We start from the raw sequence: 25,594 nt of genomic DNA on the forward strand, positions 1-25,594 counted from the left end.
GAGCCTAGTGAGGGCACAACGAAATCTGTAGCCTCGACGTGTTACATCTGACGGATTTCGTTGAGAAGAGGCCGCCATGCGCATGGGTACGACGATCCCGGCTTTGCCCGTCCGCTCCGTCGAGGCCTCGACCGAGTTCTACGTCGAGCGCCTCGGCTTCGAGGTGCTGCACACCGACGCCCACCTCAGCGTGCTGCAACGCGACGACGCGCAGCTGCACCTGTGGCAGGCCGGCGACACGTCCTGGAGCGGCCGGGCCGACCTGGCCGCGAGGCCGGTCGTCAGCGGCGCCGAGTCGTTCCTGGCCGGTACGGCGAGCTGCCGCATCCAGGTCGAGGGCGTCGACGCCCTGTACGACGAGATGGCCGCCGCCGACGTCCTGCACGGCGTGAGCGGCAGCGGCCCGCTCGACACCGACTACGGCACCCGCGAGTTCCACGTGCTCGACCTCGACGGGAACCTGCTGACCTTCTTCGTGTGGCGTCAGGCCTCGTAGACCGGCTCGCCGTCGACCCACGTCGAGACGACCCGCGCGGCCCCGATCTCGTCGACCGGGCCGGTGAACGGGTCGCGGTCGAGCACCACGAGGTCGGCGGCGAAGCCCGGGTGGATCCGGCCGGAGTCGTCGCGATGGTTCACCCAGGCGCTGCCCGAGGTGTAGGCCGCGAACGCGGTCTCCAGCGCGAGGGCCTGCTCGGGCAGGAACGGCGTCTCGCCGGCGGGCCCGTCCTCGCCGTACGCCCGGCGGTTGACGGCGACGTGGATCGCGGCGAGCGGGTCGGGGGTGCTGACCGGCCAGTCGCTGCCGGCGACCAGCCGGCCGCCGGCACGGTGGATCGCGCCGAAGGGGTACTGCCAGCCGGCCCGCTCCTCCCCCAGGAACGGCAGCGTCAGCTCGACCATCTGCTCGTCGAGGCAGGCCCAGAGCGCCTGCATGTTCGCGGCGACGCCGTACTCGGAGAAGCGGGGCACGTCGTCGGGGTGCACCAGCTGGAGGTGGGCGATGTGGTGGCGGTTCTCGGCCCGCGGCCGGTCGGGGCGCACCAGACCGGCGAAGGCGTCGAGGGCCTCCCGGACGCCGCGGTCGCCGATGCCGTGGACGTGCACCTGGAAGCCCGCGTCGTCGAGCAGCCGCACGTACCTCTTCAGCGCGTCGGGGTCGACGAAGGAGTGTCCGGCGTTGTCGGTGGCGTGCCCGCAGCGGTCGAGGTACGGCGCGGTCAGCGCGGCCGTGCCGTTCTCCGCGACGCCGTCCTGCATCACCTTCACGCTGGTCGCGCGCAACCGCCCGTGGGTGTACGTCGCCCGCCGCTCAACCAGCTCGGCGACCTGCTCCTCGCCGCGGTCGCGGTCCCACCACAGCGCGCCGACGACGTACGCCGTGAGCTCGCCGCTCCGCGCCGCCCGCAGGTACGACGGCGACGCGTCGGCCATGCCCGCGTAGTCGCCGAGGATCGCGTCCTGCCACCCCACGACGCCGAGCGAGTGGAGGTGGCGCTGGCCCTCCAGCAGGCCCGCGTAGTACTCGTCGGGGTGCGTCTCGGGAGCGTGCCGGGCGACGAGATGCATGGCCCCCTCGTGCAGGGTGCCGGTCGGGCGGCCGTCGTCGTGCCGCTCGATCCGACCGTGCGGCGGGTCGGGGGTGCTCGCGTCGATGCCGGCCAGCTCCAGCGCGCGGGTGTTGACCCAGGCGCCGTGGTGGTCGCGGTTGGGCAGGAAGACCGGGCGGTCGGGCACGACCGCGTCCAGGTCGGCGGCGGTCGGCGTCCCGCCCGGGAAGGCGGCCATCGCCCAGCCACCGCCCTCGATCCACGGCCGGTCCGGATGCGCGGCGGCGTACGACGCGATCCGCTCGAGGTACTCCTCCCGCGTGCCGAGCTCGGACAGGTCGCAGCGGGTCCGCTCGAGGCCGCCCTGGACCGCGTGCACGTGCGCGTCGACGAAGCCCGGGGCGAGCAGGCCGCCCTGCAGGTCGACCTCCCGGTCGCCCGGCCGGCCCGCGCCGACGGCCACGATCCGGCCGTCGTCGACCAGCACGTCGGCTGCGCCGCGGTGGTGGTGACCGTCGAAGAAGGAGCCGTTCTGGAAGCGCGTGGAGACCATGTCCGCCTTCCTACAACGAAATCAGTCGAGAATCACCCCTTGTAACAACGGATTCACTTGCTTCTCAGGGGGTGGACCGCGCACCATGGAGACATGAGCGCGGACTACGACCACCTCCAGCAGGCAGCCAAGGACCACCTCTGGATGCACTTCACCCGGCACGACTCGTACCGGGACGCCGACGTACCTCTGATGGTGCGGGGCGAGGGGGCCTACCTGTTCGACGCGAAGGGCAAGAAGTACCTCGACGGGCTGGCGGGTCTGTTCGTGTCCCAGCTCGGCCACGGCCGCACCGACCTGGCCGAGGCCGGCGCGGCGCAGGCCAAGGAGCTGGCCTTCATGCCGCTGTGGTCCTACGCCCACCCCAGCGCCATCGAGCTGGCGGAGAAGGTCGCGACGTACGCGCCGGGCGACCTGAACCGCGTCTTCTTCACTAGCGGCGGCGGCGAGGCCGTCGAGACCGCGTGGAAGCTCGCGAAGAACTACTTCAAGCTCACCGGCAAGCCGATGAAGCACAAGGTGATCTCCCGCGCGATCGCCTACCACGGCACCACCCAGGGCGCCCTGTCGATCACCGGCCTGCCGCTGCTGAAGCAGCAGTTCGAGCCGCTCGTGCCCTCGACGTTCCGGGTCCCGAACACCAACATCTACCGCGCCGACGAGTCCACCGGCGGGTTCCTCGACGGCAGCGACCCCGAGGCCTTCGGCCGCTGGGCCGCCGACCAGATCGCGATCGCCATCGAGAACGAGGGCCCCGACACGGTGGCCGCCGTCTTCCTCGAGCCCGTCCAGAACGCCGGCGGCTGCTTCCCGCCCCCGCCCGGCTACTTCCAGCGGGTGCGCGAGATCTGCGACCAGTACGACGTACTGCTGGTCTCCGACGAGGTCATCTGCGCCTTCGGCCGGCTCGGCCACATGTTCGGCGCCGAGCGCTACGGCTACCAGCCCGACATCATCACCTGCGCCAAGGGCATCACCTCGGGCTACGCCCCGCTCGGCGCGATGATCGCCTCCGAGAGGCTGATGGAGCCCTTCCTCGCCGACGGCGCGATGTTCGCCCACGGCTACACCTTCGGCGGCCACCCGGTCTCCACCGCGGTCGCGCTCGCGAACCTGAAGGCGTTCGAGGAGGAGAAGGTCCTCGAGAACGTCCGTGACAACGAGGCCACCTTCCGGTCGACCCTGGAGCGCCTGAAGGACCTCCCGATCGTCGGGGACGTCCGCGGCGACGGGTACTTCTACGGCATCGAGCTCGTCAAGGACAAGACCACCAAGGAGTCGTTCACCGACGAGGAGTGCGAGCGCCTCCTCTACGGCTTCGTCTCCAAGCAGCTCTACGCCGAGGGCCTCTACTGCCGCGCCGACGACCGCGGCGACCCGGTCGTCCAGCTCGCTCCCCCGCTCATCTGCGGCCCCGAGCACTTCGACGAGATGGAGCAGATCCTCCGTGTCGTCCTCGACAAGGCCTCCTCCCTCCTCTGACCCACCGCCGAGTCAGCAGAAGTAGAGGGCCCAGTCAGCAGAAGTGGGGGGCCGAGTCAGCACCAGTAGTGCTGACTCGGCGTTCTCCACAGGCAGCGGAGGACCCGGTGTAGGGCGTACGTCGTACCGGGCATCCCGTTCGGCATGCCGCTTCCGCTGCCTCATGACTTTCCGCTCCCCCGCCACCTGCCGTTCACCCGCGCCGACGCGCTGCAGGCCGGGTTGCGCGACTGGGGTCTTAGGCAGCTGGCCCGCGAGGGTCGACTGCGACGGCCCGTCCGCAACGTGTACGTCGACGCCTCCCTCCCCGACTCGCTGGAGCTCCGGTGTCGCTCCCTCGGTCTGGTCGTCCCGAAGGACGGGTTCATCTGCGACCTGACCGCCGCCTGGATCCACGCCGGCGAGAAGTCTCTCGCGCCTGGGGACCACGAGCGTGTGCCGCCGGTCTCGTGCTTCCGGCCCAGTGACGGCGGTACGGTGCGCAACGCGATCACCGCGAGCGGCGAGCGATGGGTGCGCCCCGACGACCTGATGGAGATCCACGGGCTCGTGGTCACGACGCCCCTCCGGACGGCCCTCGACCTCGGACGCCTCCAGCGGACCGCGGACATGCGTCTGTGGGGAATGTCGTGCATGGCCGCGGCGGGCGGGTTCACCCGGGACCGGATCGCCTACGAGCTCGACCGGTTCCGGAAGCAGCGCGGCATCGTGCTGCAACGGCTCCTGGTGGAACGGGTCGATCCCGGCCTTGACTCCTTCGGCGAGGCGGCCCTGGACAACCGGTGGTGGGACGCGGGCCTGCCGCCGCCCGAGACCCAGGTCGAGATCGAGCGCGACGACGGCTCGTCGTACTTCCTCGACCTGGGGCTCCGCGAGGAGCGCTTCGCCGGGGAGTACGACGGCCGCGCCTGGCACACGACCGACGAGCAGCGTGAGCACGACCGCGGCCGGCGCGGGTGGATCCGCGACCACCGCGCCTGGCGGATCGAGACGTTCACCGAGGCCAACACGTTCGGACACCACCAGGACGCCGAGCGACTGCTCCGCGACGCCTTCGCCGCCCACCGTGGCGTCCGCTACCTCTGACCTGCCCCTCAACTGGCCCGTCCCGGCGCTGGGCTGGGGGGTCAGGTGAGGGTGGCGCGGCGGCGGCGGTTGTTGACCTCGCCGGCGACGACGACGGCGACGGAGAGCAGGAACATGATCGTGCCGACGACGTTGACCTGCATCGGGACACCGCGCTGGGCGACGCCCCAGACGTACATCGGGAAGGTGGTCTCGGTGCCGGCGTTGAGGTTGGTGATGATGAAGTCGTCGAAGGAGAGCGAGAAGCTCAGCAGCGCGGCGCCGACGATGCCGGGGAGCACCAGCGGGAAGGTGACCCGCCAGAAGGTCTGCGCCGGGGTGGCGTAGAGGTCCATCGCCGCCTGCTCGAGCGTGTCGTCCATGCCCGCCAGGCGGGCCCGCACGGTGACGACGACGAACGACAGGCAGAACATCACGTGCGCGATGAGGATCGTCCAGAAGCCCAGCTGGCCGGCGAAGCCGGCGGCCACGAACAGGGCCAGCAGCGACGAGCCGAGCACGATCTCCGGGGCCGCCATCGGCAGGAAGATCAGCAGGTTGCTGGCCGAGCGGCCGGCGAAGTCGTAGCGGACCAGCGCGAACGCCGCCAGGGTGCCGAGGACGGTGGCGATCAGGGTGGCGAGCGCCGCGATCAGGATGCTGGTGACCAGGGAGTCGCAGAGCCCGTTAGGGCCGCAGAAGTTCGTCCAGTTGTCGAGGGTGAACCCGTCGAAGCGGTAGACGTTGCGGCTGGCCGGGTCGTTGAAGCTCATCAGCACGACCACGAAGATCGGGACGAACATGTAGACGAGGACCAGCAGGCCCAAGAAGAGCACCAGGTGCTCGCGGATCCACCTCACAGCAGCTCCTCCGTCCCGGCGCGACGCACGTAGACCAGCACCATGGCGAGGATGACGATCATCAGCATCGTCGAGAGCGCCGCCGCGGCCGGGTAGTTGTTGGCCTCGACGAACTGGCTCTGGATGACGCTGCCGATCATCCGCTGCCCGGTGCTGCCGAGGAGCTGGGCGTTGATGTAGTCGCCGACGGCCGGGATGAAGGTCAGCAGGGTCCCCGAGACCACGCCCGGCAGCGAGAGCGGCCAGGTGACCTTGAAGAACCCGACGAACGGGTGGGCGTAGAGGTCGCTGGACGCCTCGATCAGCCGCGGGTCGATCCGGTCCAGGCTCGCGAAGAGCGGCAGGATCATGAACGGCAGGAAGTTGTAGACCAGGCCGGCGATCACCGCGACCGGGGTGGCCAGCAGCCGCCCGTCGTCGCCCAGGATCTGCAGGAACTGCAGCGTGTTCACCACGAAGCCGTCGTCGGCCAGGATCAGCTTCCACGACAGCGTGCGGACGAGGAAGCTGGTGAAGAACGGGGCGATGACCAGCACCAGGAGCAGGTACTTCCAGCGGCCGGCCTTGAAGCCCATGGCGTAGGCCAGGACGTAGCCCAACACCAGGCAGATCAGCGTGGCGACGCCGCCGTACACGAGTGAGCGGAAGAGCGGGCCGGAGTAGTCGCTGATCGCGTCCCAGTAGTTCGAGAAGTGGTACGTCATCTCGAAGCCCTCGACGTCCGACCCGCTCGGGTCGTACAGGCTGGTCGCGATGAGCGAGTAGAACGGCAGGACGAAGAACACCAGCAGCGTCAGGAACGCCGGCAGCAGCAGGAGGTAGCCCGTCCTCCCCCGCCGGCGGGTCATCTCGGCCATCGCTCAGTCGCCCTTCTGGGCACCGGCCGAGGCGTCCTGGGAGAAGTCGAGCAGGAAGGCGTACTCGGGACGCCAGGACAGCTCGACCCGGTCGCCGCGGCGGAAGATCCGGGTGCGGCCGGTGTTCTGGGCGAAGACGGCGAGCTCCTGGCCCCAGGGCATCCGGACGAGGTACTGCGTCGAGACGCCGTTGAAGCTGACGTCGGTGACCACCCCGCCGGGGATCGTGTTGCCGGGGGCGTCGAGCGCCTCGCCCTCCTCGCCGATCAGCACCTTCTCGGGCCGGATGCCGATCCAGCCCTTCTCGCCGTCGGTGTGGGTGCGGCCGGTCGGCACCGAGACGCCGATCCCGTGCATGTCGACCGACGTCACGTCCGAGCCCCGCGAGACCACGGTGCCCTCGATCAGGTTGGACTGGCCGAGGAAGTTCGCGACGAACGTCGAGCGCGGGTTCTCGTACAGCTCCTCCGGGGCGCCGAGCTGCTCGATCACGCCGGCGTTCATCACGGCGACCGTGTCGGCCATCGTCATGGCCTCCTCCTGGTCGTGGGTGACGTGGACGAAGGTCAGCCCGACCTCGGTCTGGATCCGCTTGATCTCGATCTGCATCGAGCGCCGCAGCTTCAGGTCGAGCGCACCGAGCGGCTCGTCGAGCAGCAGCACCTCGGGCCGGTTGATCAGCGCCCGCGCGAGCGCGACCCGCTGCTGCTGACCGCCGGAGAGCTGGGTCGGCTTCTTGCGGGCCTGGCTGTCGAGCTCGACCAGCGCGAGCATCTCGCGGACCTGTGCCTCGACGTCCTTCACCTTGCGCCGCTTCAGCCCGAAGGCGACGTTCTCGAAGATGTCGAGGTGCGGGAAGAGCGCGTAGTTCTGAAAGACCGTGTTGACCGGCCGCTTGTAGGGCTTGGCGTAGGTGATGTCATCGCCGGCGAGCCGGATCTCCCCCGACGTGGGCGTCTCGAGCCCGGCCACCATCCGCAGGGTCGTCGTCTTGCCGCAGCCCGACGGCCCGAGCAGCGCGATGAACGACCCACGCGGTACGTCGAGGTCGAGCGCGTCGACCGCGGTGAAGCCGTTCGGGTAGGTCTTGCTCACCCCACGCAGGCGCAGTCCGTCGTACGACGAGTCGCCCACCTGCTCGGTCGGCACGTCAGCCACCTGTGACATTGGCCCAGTCTCCTTCGTACTCGTTGCTCTGCTTGGCGTCGAGCGGCATGAAGTCGAAGGTGTTCGCCAGCATGTCGTCGTCGGGGAAGATCAGCGGGTTCGAGGCCAGGTCGGGATCGATCTTCTCCATCTCCTCCTGCGCCCCCTTGACCGGGCAGATGTAGTTGACCCAGGCCGCGAGCTGGGCGGCGACCGCGGGCTCGTAGTAGTAGTCGATCCACTTCTCGGCGTTGGCCTGGTGGGTGGCTTGGTTGGGGATGAGCATGTTGTCGCTCCACAGCGACAGGCCCTCCTCCGGCACCACGAACTTGATGTCGGGGTTGTCGGCCTGCAGCTGGATCACGTCGCCCGACCAGGCCTCGCAGGCCAGGATGTTCCCGGCCGCTAGGTCCTGGGTGTAGTCGTTGCCGGTGAAGGCCCGGATCTGGCCGCTCGCGACGACCTCGCGCAGCCGCTCGATCGCGACGCCCCACTGGTCGTCGGTGAAGTCGTCGGGGTTCGCTCCGGTGATCTTCAGCAGGAAGGCCATCGTGTCGCGCATCTCGGACAGCAGCGTCACGCGCCCGCGGAGATCGGCCCGGGTCAGCAGCTCCTCGAAGCTGCGCACCTCCCCCGTCTTGGCCGCGTTGTAGGCGATGCCGGTCAGGCCGGTCTGCCAGGGCGCGTGGAACTCCAGGTCGGGGTCCCACTGCCGGTTGCGCAGCGGGTCGATCAGGTTGGCGTGCAGGTTGGGGACGTTGGCCTTGTCGTAGGGCTGCGTCCAGCCGAGCGAGATGAACCGCGCGGCCATCCAGTCGGTCAGCATCACCAGGTCGCGGTCGATCGACGTACAGCTGCCCAGCTGGTTGCGGACCTTGGCGTAGAACTCGGCGTTGTCGTTGACGTCGTCGGAGTAGTCGACGGCGATGCCCGTGCGCTCCTCGAAGATCGAGAGCGTCGAGGGGTCCTCGTCGGCGTCGATGTAGCTCGGCCAGTTCGACACGATGAGCTTCATCTCGCTGGCCGACAGGTCGGTGGCCCGGCAGCTCGCCGGGTCCTGCTCGAAGCCGTCGGTCCCGAAGAACGGCAGCTTCAGCGCAGCCGCGCTGGCCCCCAGGAAGGCCACCGCCCCCACTCCCTGGAGCATGGTCCGACGCGACGTCGCGAGACGGGGTCCCGGCGTTCCTGACGACATGCGGCTCCCTTCGAGCAGACGCTCTCGATTGCTCGGATCGTGCCACCTCAGGGGGGTACCGACAAGCGATCCGGTCGATTGGAAACCTGTTCGCAACGAAATCCTTTGTACGACGTCGCGCGCGCCGCTGCTTGGCCGGACCGGCCCCGCCTGCGAGCATGGCTCCATGAGCCCGAAGCAGGAGCGTGGCGCGGTCCAGCTGGACGACGTCTCCAAGGCCATCATCGAGCAGCTGCAGCAGGACGGACGGCGCTCGTACGCCGCCATCGGCAAGGTGGTCGGTCTCTCGGAGGCAGCGGTGCGCCAGCGGGTGCAGCGGCTCATCGACGGCGGCGTGATGCAGGTCGTCGCGGTGACCGACCCGCTCGAGCTCGGGTTCGCGCGGCAGGCCATGGTCGGGGTCCGGGTGTCCGGCCGGCTGGAGCCGGTCGCGGACGCCATCGCCGCCATCCCCGAGGTCGACTACGTCGTGATCACCGCCGGCAGCTTCGACCTGCTGGTCGAGGTGGTCGCCGAGAGCGACGAGCACCTCCTCGAGGTCATCTCGGGCCGGATCCGCGACACCGAGGGCGTGCTGTCGACCGAGACCTTCATGTACCTGCGTCTGCACAAGCAGACCTACTCCTGGGGCGTCCGCTGAGCGGGTACGCCGGTCTCTCCCTCTGGCACGAGACCACCGACACCGACTGGGACCCGCGCCCGGCCCTGCCGGGCGACCGCGAGGTCGACGTGGCGATCGTCGGCGGCGGGCTGACCGGACTGTGGACGGCCTACTACCTGGCCGAGGCCGATCCCTCCCTGCGGATCGCCGTGCTGGAGTCGGAGGTCGCCGGCTTCGGCGCCTCGGGTCGCAACGGCGGCTGGTGCTCGGCGCTGTTCCCCGCCTCGCTCGACAGCCTCGCCGCGATGGCCGGAGGCGGTACGACGGGCCGCGCGGCCGCCCTCGCCCAGCACGCCGCGATGCGCGCCACCGTCGACGAGGTGGTCCGCGTGGCGGGCACCGAGCACCTCGACGCGGACGTCGCGAAGGCCGGCACCGTGGTGCTCGCGCGCAGCCGCGCCCAGCTCTCGCGCGCCCGCGCCGAGGTCGCGCACGCCCGCTCGTGGGGCCGCGGCGACGACGACCTGCGGCTGCTCGACCGCGGCGAGGCCGACGCCGTGCTGCGGGGCAGCCGCTCGCGCGGCGCGACGTACACACCGGACTGCGCGGCGCTGCACCCGGCCCGGCTGGTGCGCGGACTCGCCGACGTGGTGCAGCGACGGGGGGTCGCGGTCCACGAGCGGACCCGGGTGACCCGGATCGAGCCCGGGGCGGCCGTCACCGAGCACGGCACGGTGCGCGCGTCGACCGTCGTCCGCGCGACCGAGGGCTACACCTCCCAGCTGGCCGGTCACCACCGCGCGGTCGTCCCGGTCTACTCGCTGATCATTGCCACCGAGCCGCTCCCGGCCGAGACCTGGGACGAGATCGGCCTGGCCCGGCGCGAGACGTTCAGCGACCACCGCCACCTCATCGTCTACGGCCAGCGGACCGCCGACGACCGGCTGGTCTTCGGTGGTCGCGGCGCGCCGTACCACCTCGGCTCGCGAATCCGACCCGAGTACGACCGCGACGAGCGGGTCTTCGCCGGCCTCTACGCCAGCCTGGTCGACCTCTTCCCGGTGCTGGCCGGCACCCGCGTCACGCACGCATGGGGCGGCGCGCTCGGCATCCCCCGCGACTGGACCGCCTCGGTCGGCCTCGACCCGAGCACCGGCCTGGCCTGGGCCGGCGGGTACGTCGGCGACGGCCTCTCGACCACCAACCTCGCGGGCCGCACCCTGCGCGACCTGGTGCTCGGCCACGACACCGACCTGGTCCGGCTGCCCTGGGTCGGCCACCGGTCGCAGGACTGGGAGCGCGAGCCGCTGCGCTGGCTCGGCATCAACGCCGGCCTGCGCGCGATGACCCTCGCCGACGCCGAGGAGTCCGTGACCCGCTGTCCGAGCCTGGTCGCCAAGGCCGTCTCGCCCCTGCTGCACTGAGCCCATCCGTCCCGAGGAGAACCAACCATGCGCGCCCTCGTCCGCCGTCCCAGCCCCCGCATGGCCGAGGGCCTGATCACCCACATCGCCCGCACGCCGGTCGACCTCCCCCTGGCCCAGCGCCAGTGGGAGGCGTACGTCGCGGCGCTGCGCGCCGAGGGCTGGGAGACCGTCGAGGTCGCGCCGGCCGACGACTGCCCCGACGCGGCCTTCGTCGAGGACACCGTCGTCGTGTACGGCGACCTCGCGGTGATCAGCCGCCCCGGCGCCGACGAGCGCAAGCCCGAGACCGCCGGCACCGAGGAGACGCTGCGCGGCCTCGGCTACCGGATCGCCCGGATCGAGGCGCCCGGCACCCTCGACGGCGGCGACGTGCTGAAGCACGACGGAACCGTCTGGGTGGGCCTGGGCGGACGCACGAACGCCTCCGGGCTGGAGCAGCTCGCCGCCCTGCTGGGACCGCTCGGCGGGCGCGTCGTCGGCGTACCCGTGGCGAAGGTGCTGCACCTGAAGTCGGCCGTGACGGCGCTGCCCGACGGCACGGTGATCGGCTACGAGCCGCTCGTCGACGAGCCGGCCACCTGGGACTCCTTCCTGCCGGTGCCCGAGGAACCGGGCGCGCACGTCGTCCTGCTCGACGAGCGGTCCGTGCTGATGTCCGCGAACGCGCCCCGCACCGCCCGGCTCTTCGAGGAGCGCGGCCTGCGTGTGGTCACCGTCGACATCTCCGAGTTCGAGAAGCTCGAGGGCTGCGTGACCTGCCTGTCGGTGCGGTTGCGGGGGTAGCCCTCGGCTCCTCGCGTCCACTGCCGGTGTGTCAGTCGACCGCGGCGGCCGCCCGAGCGACGGCACTCACGTACTCCTGACGATCGAACGTGAAGGGTCCGAACCCCTCGTAGTCCCAGCTCGGACGAAGGTCCTGGCTGAAGTGGGACCAGGTGACGTCCGATCCGGTGACGGCGACGCGGGTGGTGAGCGGCCAGCAGCCGACCTCCCCGCAGTCGCAGCCGAGCACCCACGCGTGCCCGGGCCGAGGCCACTGGCGCTGCTCGCGGGCCTCGTAGTAGCGGCTCAGGTCCCCGAACCGGAAGTGCGCCGGGATGATCCCGCCGTAGCCACCCGACGGTTCGTAGCCGCGGCGAGACTCGTAGGCAGCGATCAGGTCGACGAGTGATCGGCCGTCGATCACCGGCACGAGCGCCGTCGCCCCGTCCTCGACCGTCACCTCGAACTCCAGCGCGTTGGCCATGCGGGGATCGTGTCACGCGGGAGGGGCTCCCCTGGTGGCGATCAACCGGCGCGAGCGATGGCCGCCGAGGTGGCGCGCCTCAGTCCCGCCACCAGGCGATGGCCGACCGCCCGGCCGGGGAGGCGAGAAACACGGCGAACGCCGCCACGGCGAGGAGCACGACCAGGTGCAGGCGCCGCGTCGTGTCGCCCAGGTCACCGCGGCGCCACAGCGCGACCGCGCTCGCGAGTCCGGCCAGGCCGGCGGCGACCGGGGCGAGGACGAGCGTGAGCGACCCGCCGAGGCCCCACAGGGCGTCCGTGCCCGCGGGCGGAGCGAAGTCGGTGACGGCGGACGGGAGCACGACGAGGACCGCGAAGCCCACCAGGGCCACCGCGACGACGCCCACGCCCAGGCGCACGTCCGACCCGGCCGCGTGGTCGACGTCGTCGTGCTGCGGTCGCACCGTCGTCATGGACGAATGATGACGCCCACCGACCGGTCCCACAACGGCCGCCGTCCGGCGCGCACGGCGTCCGACCCCGGGTTCAGGAGTCGAAGTACTCCTGGAGCAACAGCCGGGGGGCCCGACCGTGCCGGGCCGTGTAGGCCTCGACGATCTCGCTCTCCACGTCCTCGCCGGCCTGCAACCGGACCAGGTACGGCAGGAGCCAGGACAGCTCGCCCGCGGCGAACTCCTCCTCGAACGACGGGTTGAGGCCGGTGCCGTCGAGCACCCGGGAGAGCGGGACCTGTCCGCCGACGTTCGCCGCGTGCGGACCGATCGAGAAGGACATCCGGGACCGCGGACCGGCGGGGTGGACGGCCACCTCGACCGGATGCGGGTAGTCGCCCGGGCCGGTGCGCGCCACCACGAGGAACGTCAGCAACTCGCCATCACCGCTCGACATGCTCGTGCGCCCCCCTCAGCACGTCCCCGGCACCTAGCCCCGCAGCCCGTTCGCCCGGGTCGCCGCCGGCGCGTGCGGCGCGCGCAGCCAGGCCCGGAAGAACCGGCCGAGGCGCTCGCCGCTGACCTGCTCGGCCAGGTCGACGAACTCGCGGGTGCTGCCGGTGGTCCCCCGGTGCGTGCGTACCCAGCGCCGCAGCAGCCGGTCGAAGTCGCGCTGGCCGATGCGGGTGCGCAGGGCCTGGAGGGCCATCGCGCCACGCTGGTAGACGGGCGTGTCGAAGATGTGCTCCGCGCCCGGGTCATCGACCCGGATCCGCCAGAAATACTCGTTGGCGCGCAGGTCGCGGTAGGTCTGCGCCAGCCACTCCCGGCCGCTGGGCCCGCCGTGCTTCTCGGTCCACAGCACCTCGAAGAAGGTGGCGGGGCCCTCGTTGAGCCAGATGTCGCGCCACCCGCGCACCGTGACCGAGTCGCCGAACCACTGGTGGGCGAGCTCGTGGACCACAGTGAGGGTCGCGTCGCTCGTCATCACCGGGTACGTCGGCCGGGTCTGGTTCTCGAGCGCGAACCCGACGGGCAGCGCGGTGGTCAGTCCCCCGGTGCTGGAGAACGGGTAGCGGCCCAACCGCCGGCTCAGCCATGCCGTGATGGCGGGCGTACGACGCATCAGCCGCATCGAGCTCGCCTGCTGCGCGGGCGACAACCGCTCCGAGACCGCGACGTACCAGGGCAGGCCGCGGTAGGTACCGGACGCGGTCCGGAACCGGCCCGCCGCGAAGAAGGCGAGGTACGGCGCCATCTCCTCCGCGCTGCGCCAGTGCGTGGTGGCCAGCGTCCCGTCGACCGTGCGCCCGGCCAGGGTGCCGTTGCCGACGACGTCGAGGTCCCGCGGGACCGTCACCCGCACGTCGAGCCGCGCGCGGTCGCGCGGGTGGTCGTTGGCGGGGAACCACCACGGCGCCATGTGCGGCTGGTTCATCGCGACCACCTCGTGCTGGTCGGCGAGCCAGTTCTGCTCCCCGGCGTACTCGATCGGCTCGGGGAAGCCGTCGTACGCCACGTCGACCGCGACGGTCCGGCCTCGCGGCACCGGCTGGGCCGGGGTGATCCGGAGCTCATGCCGGTCCGGCTTGTCGAACGCGGCCGGGACGCCGTCGACCCGCACCGACTGCACGGGCAGCAGCAGGTCGAGGTTGAACCGGGACAGGTCCTGGGTGGCGCGCAAGGTGACCCGGGTCTGGCCGCGCAGCCGCCCCGTGGCCAGGTCGTAGGCGACCCGGACGTCGTAGTGGCCGACGTCGATCCCGCCGTTGCCGTCGAGCGGGAAGTAGGGGTCCCCGATCCCGGCCGCTCCGGCGACGGGATCCGCCTGGACGGACACCGCGGGGGCGATCGGAGCGACGAGCGCGGCGGTGCACACGAGGGCGACGAGCGGCCCGAGGACCCGGAAGGAGCGCATCCGAGAAATCTAGACCACCGGGGGCCGTCGGGCTCGCGTTCCCGAGAGCCTGGGTGCTATAACTCTACTGAGTTTATAGACTTTAGATCGGTGGAGGTCCCGGATGCCCGTTCGGATGCACGTGGTCACCCTGGAGGTCCCCGAGCTCGGGAACCGCTGTCACCTGGTCCACGACGGCAGCCGTGCGCTCGTCGTGGACCCGCCCCGCGACCTGGGGATCGTCGAGCGCGCGGCCGAGGAGGTGGGGGTCGAGATCACGACCGTGGCCGACACCCACATCCACAACGACTTCGTCTCGGGCGCCCTCGGGCTGGCCCGCCGGCACGGAGCCGACTACCTGCTCTCGTCCGACGAGCGGGTCGACTTCGAGCGGGTGGGCGTGCGGCACGGCGACGTCGTCCCGGTCGGGAGCCTCGAGGTCCGCGTGCTCGCGACGCCGGGCCACACCCGGCACCACCAGTCGTTCCTGGCCTGCGCCCCCGGACAGCCCGGCGCCCTGTTCAGCGGCGGCAGCCTGCTGCACGGCACCGTCGGCCGGACCGACCTGATCGACCCGCGACTGGCGCTCGACCTGGCCCGGGCCCAGTGGGCCAGCACCCGACTCCTCGGCGACCTCGACCCCGCGACCGAACTGCACCCCACCCACGGCTTCGGCAGCTTCTGCGCCGGCAGCACCCTCACCGCCGGCACCGGCGAGGACGGAGACATCGTGACCATCGGCGACGAGAAGGGCCGCAACCCGGCCTTCGGCAGCGACCGCGACGACTACGCCCGCGAGCTGGTCGCGGGCTACGGACCGATCCCGGCGTACTACCCGCACATGGACCCGCTGAACCGGGCCGGCGCCGGCCGCGCCGCTCCGCGACCGGCCCGTCCGGCCACCGCCGAGGAGGTCTCCGACGCGATCCTGCGCGGGTCCTGGGTGGTGGACCTGCGCGGTCGCGACGAGTTCGCAGAGGGCCACCTCGCCGGGTCCGTGAGCGTGGAGTACTCCGCACAGTTCGCGACGTACGTCGGCTGGCTGGTGCCGTGGCAGGACGACATCGTGCTGCTCACCGACTCGCCGCGGCTGCTGCCGCCCGCTCTGCGCGACCTGGCCCGGATCGGCATCGACGGCGTCGGCACCCACGTCCTGCCGCAGGAGGCGCCGCTCGAGGCGACCTACCGTCGGGCGACCTGGGCCGACTTCCGCACCACGCCCACCGATCGGCGCGTCGTGGTCGACGTCCGCCAGCGAGACGAGTACGAGCAGGGCCACCTGCCCGGGGCCGTGCACGCGCCGGTCCAGGACGTCGAGCTGGTCGCCGCGACCCTGCCCGCCGGCGAGCTGTGGGTGCACTGCAAGTCCGGCTACCGCGCCGGGATCGCCGCCAGCCTGCTGCACCGCCTGGGCCGCTCGGTGGTCCACGTCGACGACGCCTGGGAGCACGTCGCCGAGCAGGGCATCCCCACGACCACCGGCGACCTGGCCGCCTGAGCGCGGCCGGCCCCCGGACCCGTCCCACGATGCGAACGAGGGATGATATCTGTTCCACTTTTTGTCGAGTTTTTAGATGTTATTTATTGACCCTGCGCCCGCTGTTCGGCGTCACCAACCCGAAACCGACCGACTCCGTCTGCTGACTCGGCCGAAAACCGGTTGTGTCGGGGACCGCCGGGGTCGGATGCTGGGGGTCTGCGTCGGCGTCCTGCCGGTGCCCGTCGAGAGGAGCGTGACATGTCCATGACTGTCGTTGGCCTGTCCGCAGACCACCCCCTCCTCTCCCGATGGAGCACCACCACCGATGACGCACGACTTCTCGCACGACCCTCAGCACCCTGAGCTCGACCCCCGTTTCGTCTTCGACTTCCAGACGTACGACGACGTCGCCGACGGCCAGCGCTGGACCACCTGGTACGACGTCGAGCCGCTCTCCCGCGGCCCCGAGCCGCGCCCCGACTGGGTCGTCACGTCCCGCGGGGCGATCGACACCGAGCTCGGCATCCTGAAGACCGGCAAGGAGGCCGACGTCTTCCTCCTCGAGCGGGCCGACCCGCACGAGCCGGGCCGCGGGGTGGTGATGGCGGCCAAGCGCTACCGCGGCACCGACCACCGCACCTTCCACCGCGCCGCGTCGTACACGGAGGGGCGCAGCATGAAGCGCTCCCGCGACGAGCGGGCGATCAAGCGCAAGAGCACCTTCGGCAAGCTGGTCGCGGCCGGCGAGTGGGCGGTCTCGGAGTGGGACGCCCTGAGGCGCTGCTGGGAGCTGGGGCTGCCGGTGCCCTACCCGGTGCAGATCGACGGCACCGAGATCCTGATGGAGTGGATCACCGTCGAGACCGAGGACGGGGTGGACACGGCTCCGCGGCTGGCCCAGACCCGGCCGGAGCCGGCGCTGCTGCAGTCGTACTTCGACCAGCTCCGCGACACGCTGGCCACCCTCGTCCAGCACGGGATCGTGCACGGCGACCTGTCGCCGTACAACATCCTGACCGCCGGTGAGCGGCTGGTGGTCATCGACCTCCCGCAGATCGTCGACCTGGTCGGCAACCTCAACGGGATGGACTTCCTGATGCGCGACTGCACCAACGTCTGCACCTGGTTCCGGGCGCGCGGGCTCGACGTCGACGAGAACGACCTCTTCGCGGAGCTGCTCGCGCACGCCTTCTAACCTTCAGGGCGTGAAGCGCACCCGCGGCCGCATCGTCCACGTCGAGTCGCTCTCCGACCTCGACCGACGGCTGGCCGCGGGGGCGCGGCGGCTCAGCGGCTGGCGGGTGCGGTCGGTCGACCTGACCGACCGCACCGCCGAGCTGCAGGCCTGCCGGGTGGCGGGTGCGTCTTTCCTGGGCTGCCGGTTCGCGCCCGGCGTCGCCGACCGGTTGACGGCGGCCGGCGCGCTGGTGCTCCCGGCGATCCCGGACGTGCCGGTCGACGTGCACCGCGGCGGCCTCTACTCCCCCGCCGACCTCTACGACACCCCGTCCTACGACCGCTCCCTCGACGCCCGCGCCTACGCCTGGGCGCAGAAGCCCGGCGATGCGGAGGCCGAGCTCGCCAAGACCCTGCACGACCACGCGATCGACCAGGCGCTGCAGGCCTGGACCGACCGCCGGCACCTGGTCGGCGTGATGGGCGGCCACGCGGCGCTCCGCGGCGAGCAGGGGTACGACGCCGCCGCGCGGCTCGGGCACCTGCTCGGCGCGACCCACGTGGTCGCCACCGGGGGCGGGCCCGGCGCCATGGAGGCCGCCAACCTGGGCGCGCGGCTGGCCGGCCGGCCCGCGGCCGACCTCGACGACGCGCTGGCCGAGCTGGCCGCGACCCCCTCGTACCGGCCCTCGGTGACGGCGTGGGCCGACTCCGCCCGGGCCGTGGCCGGGCGGTTCCCGACCGACCGCGAGACCCTCGGCATCCCCACCTGGCACTACGGCCACGAGCCGCCGAACCTGTTCGCGACGGCGATCGCGAAGTACTTCCGCAACGCGGTCCGCGAGTCGGTCCTCCTCGAGGTCTGCGACGCGGGCATCGTCTTCCTGCCCGGGGCCGCCGGGACCGTGCAGGAGGTGTTCCAGGACGCCTGCGAGAACTACTACGCCGACGAGGCGTCCGTGGCGCCGATGGTGCTGGTCGGGGTGGAGCACTGGACCCGCACGCTGCCGGCCTGGCCGCTGCTGCAGGCGCTGGCCCGCGGGCGGGCCATGGAGCCGCACGTCCACCTGGTCGACACCGTCGAGGAGGCGGCCGCGCTGGTCAGGGGTGGGTGACCCACCTCAGGGCGTCGCCGAGGGTGCGGCTCCAGGCGATCCACCCGTGGTCGCCGGCGGTCTCGCGATAGGCGTGCTCGTAGCCCCGCTCGGCCAGCGCCTCGCGCAGGCGCCGGTTGGCCTCGACCATCATCGCGCCCTCCAGCAGGCCGACCTCGACGTGGAACCGGACCGGGACCCGCGGACTGCTGCGCACGAGCGCGGTGAGCCACTCCTCGCCGCTCGGCTCGCGCCAGTGCCAGTAGGACCCGGACTGGCTGACCACGTGGCCGAAGACATTCGGGTGCCGCAGCCCGAGGTACGCCGCGTTCAGCCCGCCGTAGCTCTGCCCGGCGACGACCGTGCGCGCCGGGTCGGCCGGCAGGCCCCAGGTCTCGCGCGCCCACGGCACGAGCTCGGTGGCCAACGCGTCCGCGAACCGCTCGTCGCCGACCAGCTCGACCCCGCGCCGGCCCTCCGGGCACTCGTGCAGGACCACCACCGTCGGTGGGAGCTCCCCGCGGGCGACGAGGTCGTCGAGGATCGTGGCGACCGGCGTCGACGCTCGCCACTGCCAGCCGTCGTGCAGCAGCACCAGCCAGGCCGGCTGCCCCTCGTCGTACCCGGCGGGGGTGTAGGACCAGAGCCGTCGGGTGTCGCCCAGCAGCTCGCTCGTGAAGGCGTGCTCGCGCACGGTCCCGCTCGCGGCGGGCGGCGGCACCGGACCGACCTCGGGCCGCAGGTCGGTGACGGAGAAGGTGGGCGTCCACTCGCCCGGCAGCGGCGGTACGTCGAGCCGCGCGTCCGGCCCGGGGTGCTGGAGGCGGGCGTGCGGGTCGGGCCGCGGCGCCTCGTTCAGCGGCTGCCGGTCAGCACCCAGCTCGACGTACCCGTAGCCGTGCACGGTCCGCGCCGGTGCACGGAATCTCGCCGTCCAGGTGTCGGTCTCCCCGAGACGGGTCAGCGGGTGGCGGGTGAAGGTCTCGTTGAGGACGGGGCTCGGCGTCCCGACCATCTCCACGGCGGTCACCGACGGGTCGGTGGCGCGCCAGAGGTAGGTGAGGTCGACCTCGTCGGTCCCGTCCGCGACCGGGTCGACCAGCGGGGTGCCCCGGCGAGTCACCTCGTCCCACAGCGCGTCGGCGTCGTCCACGACGCCCGATCGTAGGACCCGGTCAGGCGGCGAGGCGGGCCACCCGCTCGGAGGCCACGGCCCGGTAGTGCTCCACCAGCCGGTCGTTGACCGAGCGCCACGACCGACCGTTGACGCTGCGACGCGCGGCCAGCCCCATCCGGCGCCGGTAGAGCTGGTCGTCGGCGAGCCGCCCGACGTACGACGCCAGCTCGGCCGCGTCACCGGGCGTGTAGAGGTGACCGGCCACCCCGTCTCGGACGACGTCGACCGGTCCACCCGCCCGCGGCGCGACGACCGGGACCCCGGAGGCCAGGGCCTCCTGGGCCGACTGGCAGTAGGTCTCGTGGCGGCCGGTGTGCACGAACACGTCGAGGCTCGCGTACGCCGCCCCCAGCGCGTCGCCGTGCAGCACGCCGAGAAAGGCGGCGCCGGGGAGCAGGGTGCGTAACCGCTGCTCCTCCGGGCCGCCTCCGACGAGGACCAGCCGGTAGCGCGGGTCCTCGGCCAGGTGGCCCAGCAGGTCGAGCTCCTTCTCGGGCGCCAGGCGGCCGACGTACCCGACGAGCAGCCGGCCGTCGGGCGCGAGCTCCTGGCGCAGCGCGGTGGAGCGTCGTACCGGGTGAAAGGCCTGCAGGTCGACGCCGCGCGGCCACAGCACCGTGCGCGGCACGCCCAGCTCGTCGAGCTGGCGCAGGCTCGCGCTGGACGGCGCGAGGGTGAGGTCGACGCGGTGGTGGATCCGGCGGGTCAGGCCGGCCATCGCCCGACAGCCGCCCGCGATGCCGTAGCGCTCGGCGAAGCCGACCAGGTCGGTCTGATAGATCGCCACGGTCGGGATGCCGAGCTCGGCCGCCGCCCGCGTGGCCTGGTAGCCCAGCGTCGCCGGCGACGCCACGTGCACGACGTCCGGGCGGAAGCGCAGCATCACCGCGCGCAGCCGGCGGCGGGTCTCGAGCCCGATCCGGAAGTCGCGGTAGAACGGCAGGCTGGCGCCCCGCGCGTGGGTCACCGGGAAGCCGGCGTACGACGGCGGACCGGTCGGCGCGACCAGCTCGGCCTGGTGGCCGGTGGCCGCGAGGTGCTCGAGGACCCGGCGCACGGAGTTCGTGACGCCGTTGACCTGCGGCAGGAACGACTCGGAGACGATCAGGACCCGGAGGTTCTCCATGGCCCGGACGCTAGGAAGCGCACCTCAACAACGGCCGAGAGTGACGTGGACGACACGTGAACCTCAGCGTGCCAGCGGGTACGCCGCGCGCCGCGCGAGCGTCGCACCGACCACGGCCAGGCACACTGCGGCCGCGACCAGGTCGCTGAGCAGCTCGCTCCCCGCGGAGACCTCGACGTCGTACGGCTCGTTGAGGAACGGGGCCACTGTCCCCACCAGGAAGGCGCCGATCGCGAGGGCGGTGGTGTGGCGGGAGGTCCACCGTGTGCTCCGCGACCAGGACCCGACGAGGAGCACGACCAGGGCGATGACGACCGCGGCGACCACTAGGGCGCCCGCCCCCTCGCCCGGCAGGTAGAGCAGGTAGGCCGCGAAGCCGACGAGGGCCAGCGCCCAGGGCGGGGGCACCCGGGACGGGCGTGCCGGTCGGGCGGGCCACCGCCACGCGACGAGTGCGAGGACGAGGACCACCCCGAGGGCCACCGCGGTCTGCAGGGGCGCCGCCTGGAAGCCGTCCCCCTCGTCCTGCTTCACGCCGACGTGGTTGACGACGGAGGCCAGGGCGTAGACCACCGCGACCACCCCTAGGGCCCGACGCGAGAGCCACGGCTCCGTGGGCCGCTGCGACCAGGCCTCGGCGACGACGGTCGGCACGGCGATGCTGGCCACGACGTGGCCGGCGACGAAGGCGACCAGGTAGTAGAGGCTGACATCGATCCCCGGCACGTGCACGGGCTGCTGGAAGTCGTAGCGGCCGTACGCCGGGTTGAACAGCGACTGGTCGACGACGCCGGCCTGCAGCACGCCGAAGGCGGCGGCGAACAGGAGGATCGTCGGCCACCCGCGCCCGGTCCGCCGGGCCAGCTCGCGGATCAGCAGCGCCGCGCCGCCGTACAACGCGGCCAGGAAGAGCAGGATCGGCACGATCAGGGTGACCGGGAAGCCGCCCCGGGCCATCTCCGCCGACCACGGGGCGAGCAGCGTGAGCACCAGCACCGGGCCCCACCGCGTCCACCTCATCCCCGCGACGCTAGGGACCGGCGACGTCGCCGGCCATCGGTCGAAGGTCGCCCTTGTCAGTGTCCGAAGTCGCGCACCCACGGTCCGTTGTTGGCAGGATGCACTCCCCCGGCCGTGACTGGATAGTCGGCCGTGCGTCGATTCCGCCGCGATCAGGCGACGGTGATGACGACGCGGAGGTACCCCGTGCCCGGACTAGGCTGAGCCTCATGGCGGCCGGCGCGACGATGCATACCTTCGAAGTCGAGTTGGCCGACACGGATCGCGGCGTCTACGAGGAGTTCACGCTGCGCGCGGCGCGGCACCCGTCAGAGACCGAGGCGTACCTCGTGACGCGCGTGCTCGCCTACTGTCTCGAGTACGAAGAGGGCATCGCATTCAGCGAGGGCATCTCGGCGACCGACGCCCCCGCGGTGCTGGTGCGTGACCTGAGCGGGAAGCTGCTCGCCTGGATCGAGGTCGGCGCACCGGATGCCGCGCGGCTTCACACGGGCAGCAAGGCTGCCGAGCGCACGACGATCTACACGCACCGCGACCCGGCCAAGGTGCTCGCGCAGTGGGCAGGGGCGAGGATCCACCGCGCCGACGAGATCGTGCTGCACAACTTCGATCCCGGGTTCATCGATTCAGCGGTGGACACGATGGAGCGCCGCAACACGATCACGCTCACCGTCACGGAGCGGCAGCTCTACCTGGAGCTGAACGGCGTGCACCTCTCATCGGCGGTGCACGACCACCCGATCAGCTAGCGAGAGCGACGTCCGTTGCCGATCCTGATGCGCGACTTCCAGCGCGCGTCAATGCACCGCGTTCTATGTGCGCGGATCTGCCGAGAAGCGGGCTACTCGGCACGACCGCGGCGGGTGGCTCCCTCTTGCCGGATCCAGACGAGCAAGGTCGCATGCTCAGGGTCGTGCCACGGGGTGTCGTCGTGGGCAAGCGCCTGCTTCTCGGGTTCGGTCAGCAATGCGATGAGACCTCCTGGCCACTCACCGCGCCACAGATCGTGGTGACCCAGCAGGCTGGAAACGGCGTGTCGTGCAAGGCGAATCTTCTCGTCGAGAGGAGCCGCAGGTGCGAGCGTGTTCAACGTCCAGACGACCTCCCAGAGTGCGACGTCGTCGCTCTGCAGGTCGCCGCTAATCAGATAGGCGAGCCGATCGACAGAGGGAAACTCGGCGTTCGCGTCGGGCACCCGCACAGGATGCCCGAGTGCGCGCTCATCTGCCGCGACGGGTGCGGATCGGAGCCGCCTCCTTCCGCCGTTGACCGGACGCACTCTCGTGCCGATCGCCTGGGAACCGTCACAGGGCCCGACGGAGTGGACGCTTCCCGACCCGCCGGAGTGGTTGCCGACCGGCAGACGAGGTCCCGGAGCGGGCGACCACCCCGAGGTTCACCGCACGTATGAGATCTTGCGGCGTACCCGCTGGCCCATGATGGGCGCCCCGAATGCCCCAGGGGCAATCGCCCGGGGGTGGGTTCAGCGTCGCTTCTTGCGGAGAGTCACGGACTTCAGCGCGGTCACGGGGCTGCCGGCGTTGGGCCGGTAGGTGACCGTCACCCGGACGGTGACCTTCCCCTTGCGCTTGAGCTTGCGGGCGGCCGGTCCGCGGGCGGCGATCGGCAGCACCAGCACGCGGGCGCGCGCGGAGTCGACGCTGGCGGTCCGGATGCCCGGCCCGGTCACCGTGGTCGTCCCGATGCCGGGTACGGCGACCGGCAGTCGCGCCGTACCCGCCTTGCGGTTGACCGACGGCTTGCGCACGTCGATCCGGGGGACGGCGCGCGATCCGAAGGCCAGGTCGTCGATGACCTCCGCGCCGTCCCCGCTCAGGATGACGGAGGCGATCGGTCGGTCGGCCTCGATGACGACCCAGCCCATGCTGGGTAGGGCGGGACACGCCAGGTTCCGGGTCGTGGCCGGGCTGCCGTCGGCGTAGGTGACCTTCAGCCCACAGGTCCCCGAGGAGACGATGGAGCCCAGGCGGAAACCGACGAACTCGACGCGACCGGAGAAGGCCAGCGACAGCGAGTCCACGAACTGGAAGCTCATCACCACCGTCGAGGTCAGGCCCTCGAAGCCGGCGGTCCCGGCGCCGACGCCGTACGTCGTGCTCGACGGCGTGTCGAGGGTGACTCCCGGCGCGATGTCCCCCACGTCGTAGCAGGAGTTCGCGGTGGCCGACGAGACCACCGTGGGCCCGCAATCGAAAGCCTGGCCGTCGCCCACCTTCGATCCCTCGAAGTCCTCGCGGACGAGACCCGGGTAGGCGCCGAGCCGCGCAGGGTCGGACGAGACGACCGCGGCGGCCTGGGCCGGCGCAGCCGTCGGGACGACGACAGCGAGGGAGGCCAGCAGGCTCAAGATCAGGGCGGCGGCGAGACGGCGCATCGTCCGACCCTCCCCTGGCGACGACCTGGGGACCATGGCCCGAACGGGCTATCGAACGCGGTCGGCATCCGTGCGAGACCCACCCTCACCCGGCCGGTGAGAGTTCGTCAGTCGAGCAGCGGCTCGATGCGTCCGGGACTGGACCCTCGCCGCTGCGCCACGGAGGTGCAGCAGCAGGGACCGGGGCACCTCGATGTCGTCCTCGTGCAGGTTGTCGCACAGAATCTCGAACGCCACACGTCCTCGCCTGCGTCGAGCAACGACTGAACGGTGTCGGGTGGGTGTCCGTCTCACCGGTTCGATGGTGGACACACGCAGGGGACCTTCAGACGACCACAGCACCGCACAGATGGCGTCGGCCAGTTCACTCACGGGAAGCAGGATGCCTGACGGAAGCTCGCTCATCCCGCCTGGTAGGCCGAGAGCCGAGGCCGCAGACGATCCGATCCGCCCGCGGCTCCCGCGACGAGACGGGCGTCGCCTTCCGCATCGTGGTCGCCTCAGCGGCCTGACCACACAATGCCGGTTCCTCTAGGCTTCGGGCATGGACGAAGACCCGAAGCCGGACGTGCTGACGCTCGTCCAGGCCGCGGGTGGCGCCCTCCTCGCAGTCTGGTGGATCTCCGACGGCGTGGTGGGGCTCGGCGTCGCCTGGTCGGGATTCGCGATCTTGTCGCTCGCCTCGTGGTTCGTACGACGTCGGCCAGGCCGGACTCCGTGGTGGGCACGGCCCGTGTCCTGGGCCGATGTCCGCTCGCGGCTACGTCGCGTCTGATCCGACGGCGCGAGCGCGCGTCAGCGTGAGATCTCGCGTCCTCGGGTGGTGGCGGTGCAACCCGGTCTTCGTCGTCCTGTGGGCCGGCTTCGCCGTCACCTGGGCGCTGAGGCTCCCGGCGTCGTACGGATCCCGGTGGGACTCGTTCCTCGCCGATGCCACCTGGCTCCTGCTGATCGGCTGCGGCGTCGTCGGCCTCGTGGGTCGCCGGAGCAGCAACCGAACCCGGTGACCGGGCCACCCCCGGTCAGAGCGTGAGCCGGTAGTCCCGCTCCTGGCCGTACGACGCGAAGCCGGCCCGCCGCAGGATCGGCCCGGAGGTCTCGACCCGGCCCTTGACCAGAGCCATCGACGCGTCGTGGGCGACGGCGTACTGCAGGCGGGCGGTGAGCACCGAGCGGTAGACGCCCCGGCCGCGGGCGTGCGGCACGACGCCGGCGCCCCAGAGCCGGGCCACACCGTCGACGACCGTCAGCCCTCCGGAGCCGACCGCCGAGCCGTCGACATAGGCGACGGCCGTGGAGCCCCGACCCTCGCGGTGCGCCTCGGCGGTCTCCTCGGCCAGCTCGCGCAGCCGTTCGTCGTCGGGCAGCCCGCCCTCCTCGAACGCCGCGATGCTCACCTCCAGGTGGTCGCGCGTCGCCGGCCGGTCGAGCGCCCAGCGGATCTCGACGTCCTCGGGCGCCGAGACGTCGGGCACCCCGCCGTCGAGGTCGAGCGCGAACACGTCCACGGTCTCCACGACCTCGGCGTCGAGGTCCTCCAGCGTCTCCACCAGCGCGGCCGGGGCGTCGACCCCCACCCGGACCACCAGCTCGGCGAAGCCCCAGGCCTGGACCCGGCCGGCCGCCTCGGCCAGCAGCCGGTCGACGTCGTCCTCGACGTCGGGGCCGGTCGCGGCCAGGTGCATCAGCGTCGGGGGTACGGCGAAGTAGTCCGGCCACCGGACCAGCAGCAGCTCCTCGGTGGAGTACGACGTCGCGTCGTCCGGGAACCACAGCCAGGCGGCCGACGCGGCGGCGACGTCCTCGGGCGTCAC

At 71.8% G+C, this 25,594-nt stretch carries 27 protein-coding genes; 12 read left to right on the forward strand and 15 right to left on the reverse strand.

Annotation, left to right across the window (positions count from 1 at the left end; translation table 11 throughout):
• Positions 1–103 precede the first annotated feature (103 nt).
• Complete coding sequence (locus V7S47_RS21105) at positions 104–496, forward strand: VOC family protein (protein WP_336563418.1); 393 nt, start codon at positions 104–106, stop codon at positions 494–496.
• Here the strand turns inward: V7S47_RS21105 and V7S47_RS21110 are convergent.
• Positions 484–2,103, reverse strand: a complete 1,620-nt coding sequence (locus V7S47_RS21110; protein WP_336563419.1) for an amidohydrolase — start codon at positions 2,101–2,103, stop codon at positions 484–486. The two genes, V7S47_RS21105 and V7S47_RS21110, sit on opposite strands and share 13 nt — an antisense overlap.
• A 93-nt stretch (positions 2,104–2,196) precedes the next feature.
• On the opposite strand from V7S47_RS21110, the gene V7S47_RS21115 reads away from it, so the two are divergent.
• Both V7S47_RS21115 and V7S47_RS21120 read left to right on the forward strand, forming a co-directional pair.
• Positions 2,197–3,585: an aspartate aminotransferase family protein gene (locus V7S47_RS21115; RefSeq protein WP_336563420.1), complete on the forward strand. Its 1,389-nt coding sequence runs from the start codon at positions 2,197–2,199 to the stop codon at positions 3,583–3,585.
• 144 nt (positions 3,586–3,729) lie between these two features.
• The gene (locus V7S47_RS21120) at positions 3,730–4,671 is read left to right on the forward strand and encodes a hypothetical protein (RefSeq protein ID WP_336563421.1); all 942 of its coding nucleotides are present in this window, start codon (positions 3,730–3,732) and stop codon (positions 4,669–4,671) included.
• Positions 4,672–4,712: 41 nt separating this feature from the next.
• Here the strand turns inward: V7S47_RS21120 and V7S47_RS21125 are convergent, their stop codons facing one another.
• From V7S47_RS21125 to V7S47_RS21140, 4 genes are read right to left on the reverse strand one after another with little or no spacing between them, the layout of a single operon-like run.
• A complete protein-coding gene (locus V7S47_RS21125; RefSeq protein WP_336563422.1) occupies positions 4,713–5,510 on the reverse strand; it encodes an ABC transporter permease in 798 nt (265 codons plus the stop codon).
• Positions 5,507–6,367, reverse strand: coding sequence for an ABC transporter permease (locus V7S47_RS21130; protein ID WP_336563423.1), 861 nt, complete (start codon positions 6,365–6,367; stop codon positions 5,507–5,509). The genes V7S47_RS21125 and V7S47_RS21130 overlap by 4 nt, the downstream gene beginning before the upstream one ends.
• 3 nt (positions 6,368–6,370) lie before the next feature.
• Complete coding sequence (locus tag V7S47_RS21135) at positions 6,371–7,534, reverse strand: ABC transporter ATP-binding protein (RefSeq protein WP_336563424.1); 1,164 nt, start codon at positions 7,532–7,534, stop codon at positions 6,371–6,373.
• On the reverse strand, positions 7,518–8,660 hold the full coding sequence (locus V7S47_RS21140; RefSeq protein WP_336563425.1) for a polyamine ABC transporter substrate-binding protein: 1,143 nt from the start codon (positions 8,658–8,660) through the stop codon (positions 7,518–7,520). Before V7S47_RS21140 ends, V7S47_RS21135 begins: the two co-directional genes overlap by 17 nt.
• 214 nt (positions 8,661–8,874) lie before the next feature.
• On the opposite strand from V7S47_RS21140, the gene V7S47_RS21145 reads away from it, so the two are divergent.
• The 3 genes from V7S47_RS21145 to ddaH all read left to right on the forward strand — a co-directional run bounded on the left by V7S47_RS21145 (position 8,875) and on the right by ddaH (position 11,519).
• Complete coding sequence (locus V7S47_RS21145; protein ID WP_090852699.1) at positions 8,875–9,348, forward strand: Lrp/AsnC family transcriptional regulator; 474 nt, start codon at positions 8,875–8,877, stop codon at positions 9,346–9,348.
• An 89-nt stretch (positions 9,349–9,437) separates the two neighbouring features.
• Positions 9,438–10,733, forward strand: a complete 1,296-nt coding sequence (locus V7S47_RS21150) for an NAD(P)/FAD-dependent oxidoreductase (protein WP_336563426.1) — start codon at positions 9,438–9,440, stop codon at positions 10,731–10,733.
• 27 nt (positions 10,734–10,760) lie between these two features.
• Complete coding sequence (gene ddaH / locus V7S47_RS21155) at positions 10,761–11,519, forward strand: dimethylargininase (protein ID WP_336563427.1); 759 nt, start codon at positions 10,761–10,763, stop codon at positions 11,517–11,519.
• A gap of 31 nt (positions 11,520–11,550) precedes the next feature.
• Here the strand turns inward: ddaH and V7S47_RS21160 are convergent, their stop codons facing one another.
• The 4 genes from V7S47_RS21160 to V7S47_RS21175 all read right to left on the reverse strand — a co-directional run bounded on the left by V7S47_RS21160 (position 11,551) and on the right by V7S47_RS21175 (position 14,333).
• On the reverse strand, positions 11,551–11,982 hold the full coding sequence (locus tag V7S47_RS21160) for a hypothetical protein (RefSeq protein WP_336563429.1): 432 nt from the start codon (positions 11,980–11,982) through the stop codon (positions 11,551–11,553).
• Positions 11,983–12,061: 79 nt separating this feature from the next.
• Positions 12,062–12,436: a hypothetical protein gene (locus V7S47_RS21165; RefSeq protein WP_336563430.1), complete on the reverse strand. Its 375-nt coding sequence runs from the start codon at positions 12,434–12,436 to the stop codon at positions 12,062–12,064.
• A gap of 73 nt (positions 12,437–12,509) precedes the next feature.
• Positions 12,510–12,851: a hypothetical protein gene (locus V7S47_RS21170; protein ID WP_336563431.1), complete on the reverse strand. Its 342-nt coding sequence runs from the start codon at positions 12,849–12,851 to the stop codon at positions 12,510–12,512.
• A gap of 54 nt (positions 12,852–12,905) precedes the next feature.
• The gene (locus V7S47_RS21175) at positions 12,906–14,333 is read right to left on the reverse strand and encodes a M1 family metallopeptidase (RefSeq protein ID WP_336563432.1); all 1,428 of its coding nucleotides are present in this window, start codon (positions 14,331–14,333) and stop codon (positions 12,906–12,908) included.
• A gap of 103 nt (positions 14,334–14,436) precedes the next feature.
• Here V7S47_RS21175 and V7S47_RS21180 point away from each other — a divergent pair, with 103 nt between their 5' ends.
• The 3 genes from V7S47_RS21180 to V7S47_RS21190 all read left to right on the forward strand — a co-directional run bounded on the left by V7S47_RS21180 (position 14,437) and on the right by V7S47_RS21190 (position 18,083).
• Positions 14,437–15,810: an MBL fold metallo-hydrolase gene (locus V7S47_RS21180; protein ID WP_336563433.1), complete on the forward strand. Its 1,374-nt coding sequence runs from the start codon at positions 14,437–14,439 to the stop codon at positions 15,808–15,810.
• 307 nt (positions 15,811–16,117) lie between these two features.
• Complete coding sequence (locus V7S47_RS21185) at positions 16,118–16,987, forward strand: serine protein kinase RIO (protein ID WP_336563434.1); 870 nt, start codon at positions 16,118–16,120, stop codon at positions 16,985–16,987.
• Between the two features lie 10 nt (positions 16,988–16,997).
• Positions 16,998–18,083 carry an LOG family protein gene (locus V7S47_RS21190; RefSeq protein ID WP_336563435.1) on the forward strand — a complete coding sequence of 362 codons (1,086 nt, stop codon included), beginning with the start codon at positions 16,998–17,000 and terminating at the stop codon, positions 18,081–18,083.
• On the opposite strand, the gene V7S47_RS21195 is transcribed toward V7S47_RS21190, so the two are convergent.
• From V7S47_RS21195 to V7S47_RS21205, 3 genes are all read right to left on the reverse strand, one after another.
• Positions 18,070–19,215, reverse strand: coding sequence for an alpha/beta hydrolase (locus V7S47_RS21195; protein ID WP_336563436.1), 1,146 nt, complete (start codon positions 19,213–19,215; stop codon positions 18,070–18,072). The genes V7S47_RS21190 and V7S47_RS21195 overlap by 14 nt on opposite strands.
• A 22-nt stretch (positions 19,216–19,237) precedes the next feature.
• Complete coding sequence (locus tag V7S47_RS21200) at positions 19,238–20,365, reverse strand: glycosyltransferase family 4 protein (RefSeq protein ID WP_336563437.1); 1,128 nt, start codon at positions 20,363–20,365, stop codon at positions 19,238–19,240.
• Between the two features lie 63 nt (positions 20,366–20,428).
• Positions 20,429–21,385: a hypothetical protein gene (locus tag V7S47_RS21205; protein WP_336563438.1), complete on the reverse strand. Its 957-nt coding sequence runs from the start codon at positions 21,383–21,385 to the stop codon at positions 20,429–20,431.
• A gap of 209 nt (positions 21,386–21,594) precedes the next feature.
• Here V7S47_RS21205 and V7S47_RS21210 point away from each other — a divergent pair, with 209 nt between their 5' ends.
• Positions 21,595–22,134 carry a YaeQ family protein gene (locus V7S47_RS21210; protein WP_336563439.1) on the forward strand — a complete coding sequence of 180 codons (540 nt, stop codon included), beginning with the start codon at positions 21,595–21,597 and terminating at the stop codon, positions 22,132–22,134.
• A 92-nt stretch (positions 22,135–22,226) separates the two neighbouring features.
• Here V7S47_RS21210 and V7S47_RS21215 read toward each other — a convergent pair whose 3' ends face one another.
• Positions 22,227–22,580, reverse strand: coding sequence for a hypothetical protein (locus tag V7S47_RS21215; RefSeq protein ID WP_336563440.1), 354 nt, complete (start codon positions 22,578–22,580; stop codon positions 22,227–22,229).
• 288 nt (positions 22,581–22,868) lie between these two features.
• Positions 22,869–23,780: a hypothetical protein gene (locus V7S47_RS21220; RefSeq protein WP_336563441.1), complete on the reverse strand. Its 912-nt coding sequence runs from the start codon at positions 23,778–23,780 to the stop codon at positions 22,869–22,871.
• Between the two features lie 544 nt (positions 23,781–24,324).
• Between V7S47_RS21220 and V7S47_RS21225 the strand changes: the two genes are divergently transcribed.
• The gene (locus V7S47_RS21225) at positions 24,325–24,555 is read left to right on the forward strand and encodes a hypothetical protein (protein ID WP_336563442.1); all 231 of its coding nucleotides are present in this window, start codon (positions 24,325–24,327) and stop codon (positions 24,553–24,555) included.
• Between the two features lie 25 nt (positions 24,556–24,580).
• On the forward strand, positions 24,581–24,787 hold the full coding sequence (locus V7S47_RS21230) for a hypothetical protein (RefSeq protein WP_336563443.1): 207 nt from the start codon (positions 24,581–24,583) through the stop codon (positions 24,785–24,787).
• A gap of 15 nt (positions 24,788–24,802) precedes the next feature.
• On the opposite strand, the gene V7S47_RS21235 is transcribed toward V7S47_RS21230, so the two are convergent.
• Complete coding sequence (locus tag V7S47_RS21235; protein ID WP_336563444.1) at positions 24,803–25,594, reverse strand: GNAT family N-acetyltransferase; 792 nt, start codon at positions 25,592–25,594, stop codon at positions 24,803–24,805.

The sequence above is a fragment of the Nocardioides sp. CCNWLW216 genome, assembly GCF_037120545.1.
Classification (GTDB): domain Bacteria; phylum Actinomycetota; class Actinomycetes; order Propionibacteriales; family Nocardioidaceae; genus Nocardioides; species Nocardioides lianchengensis.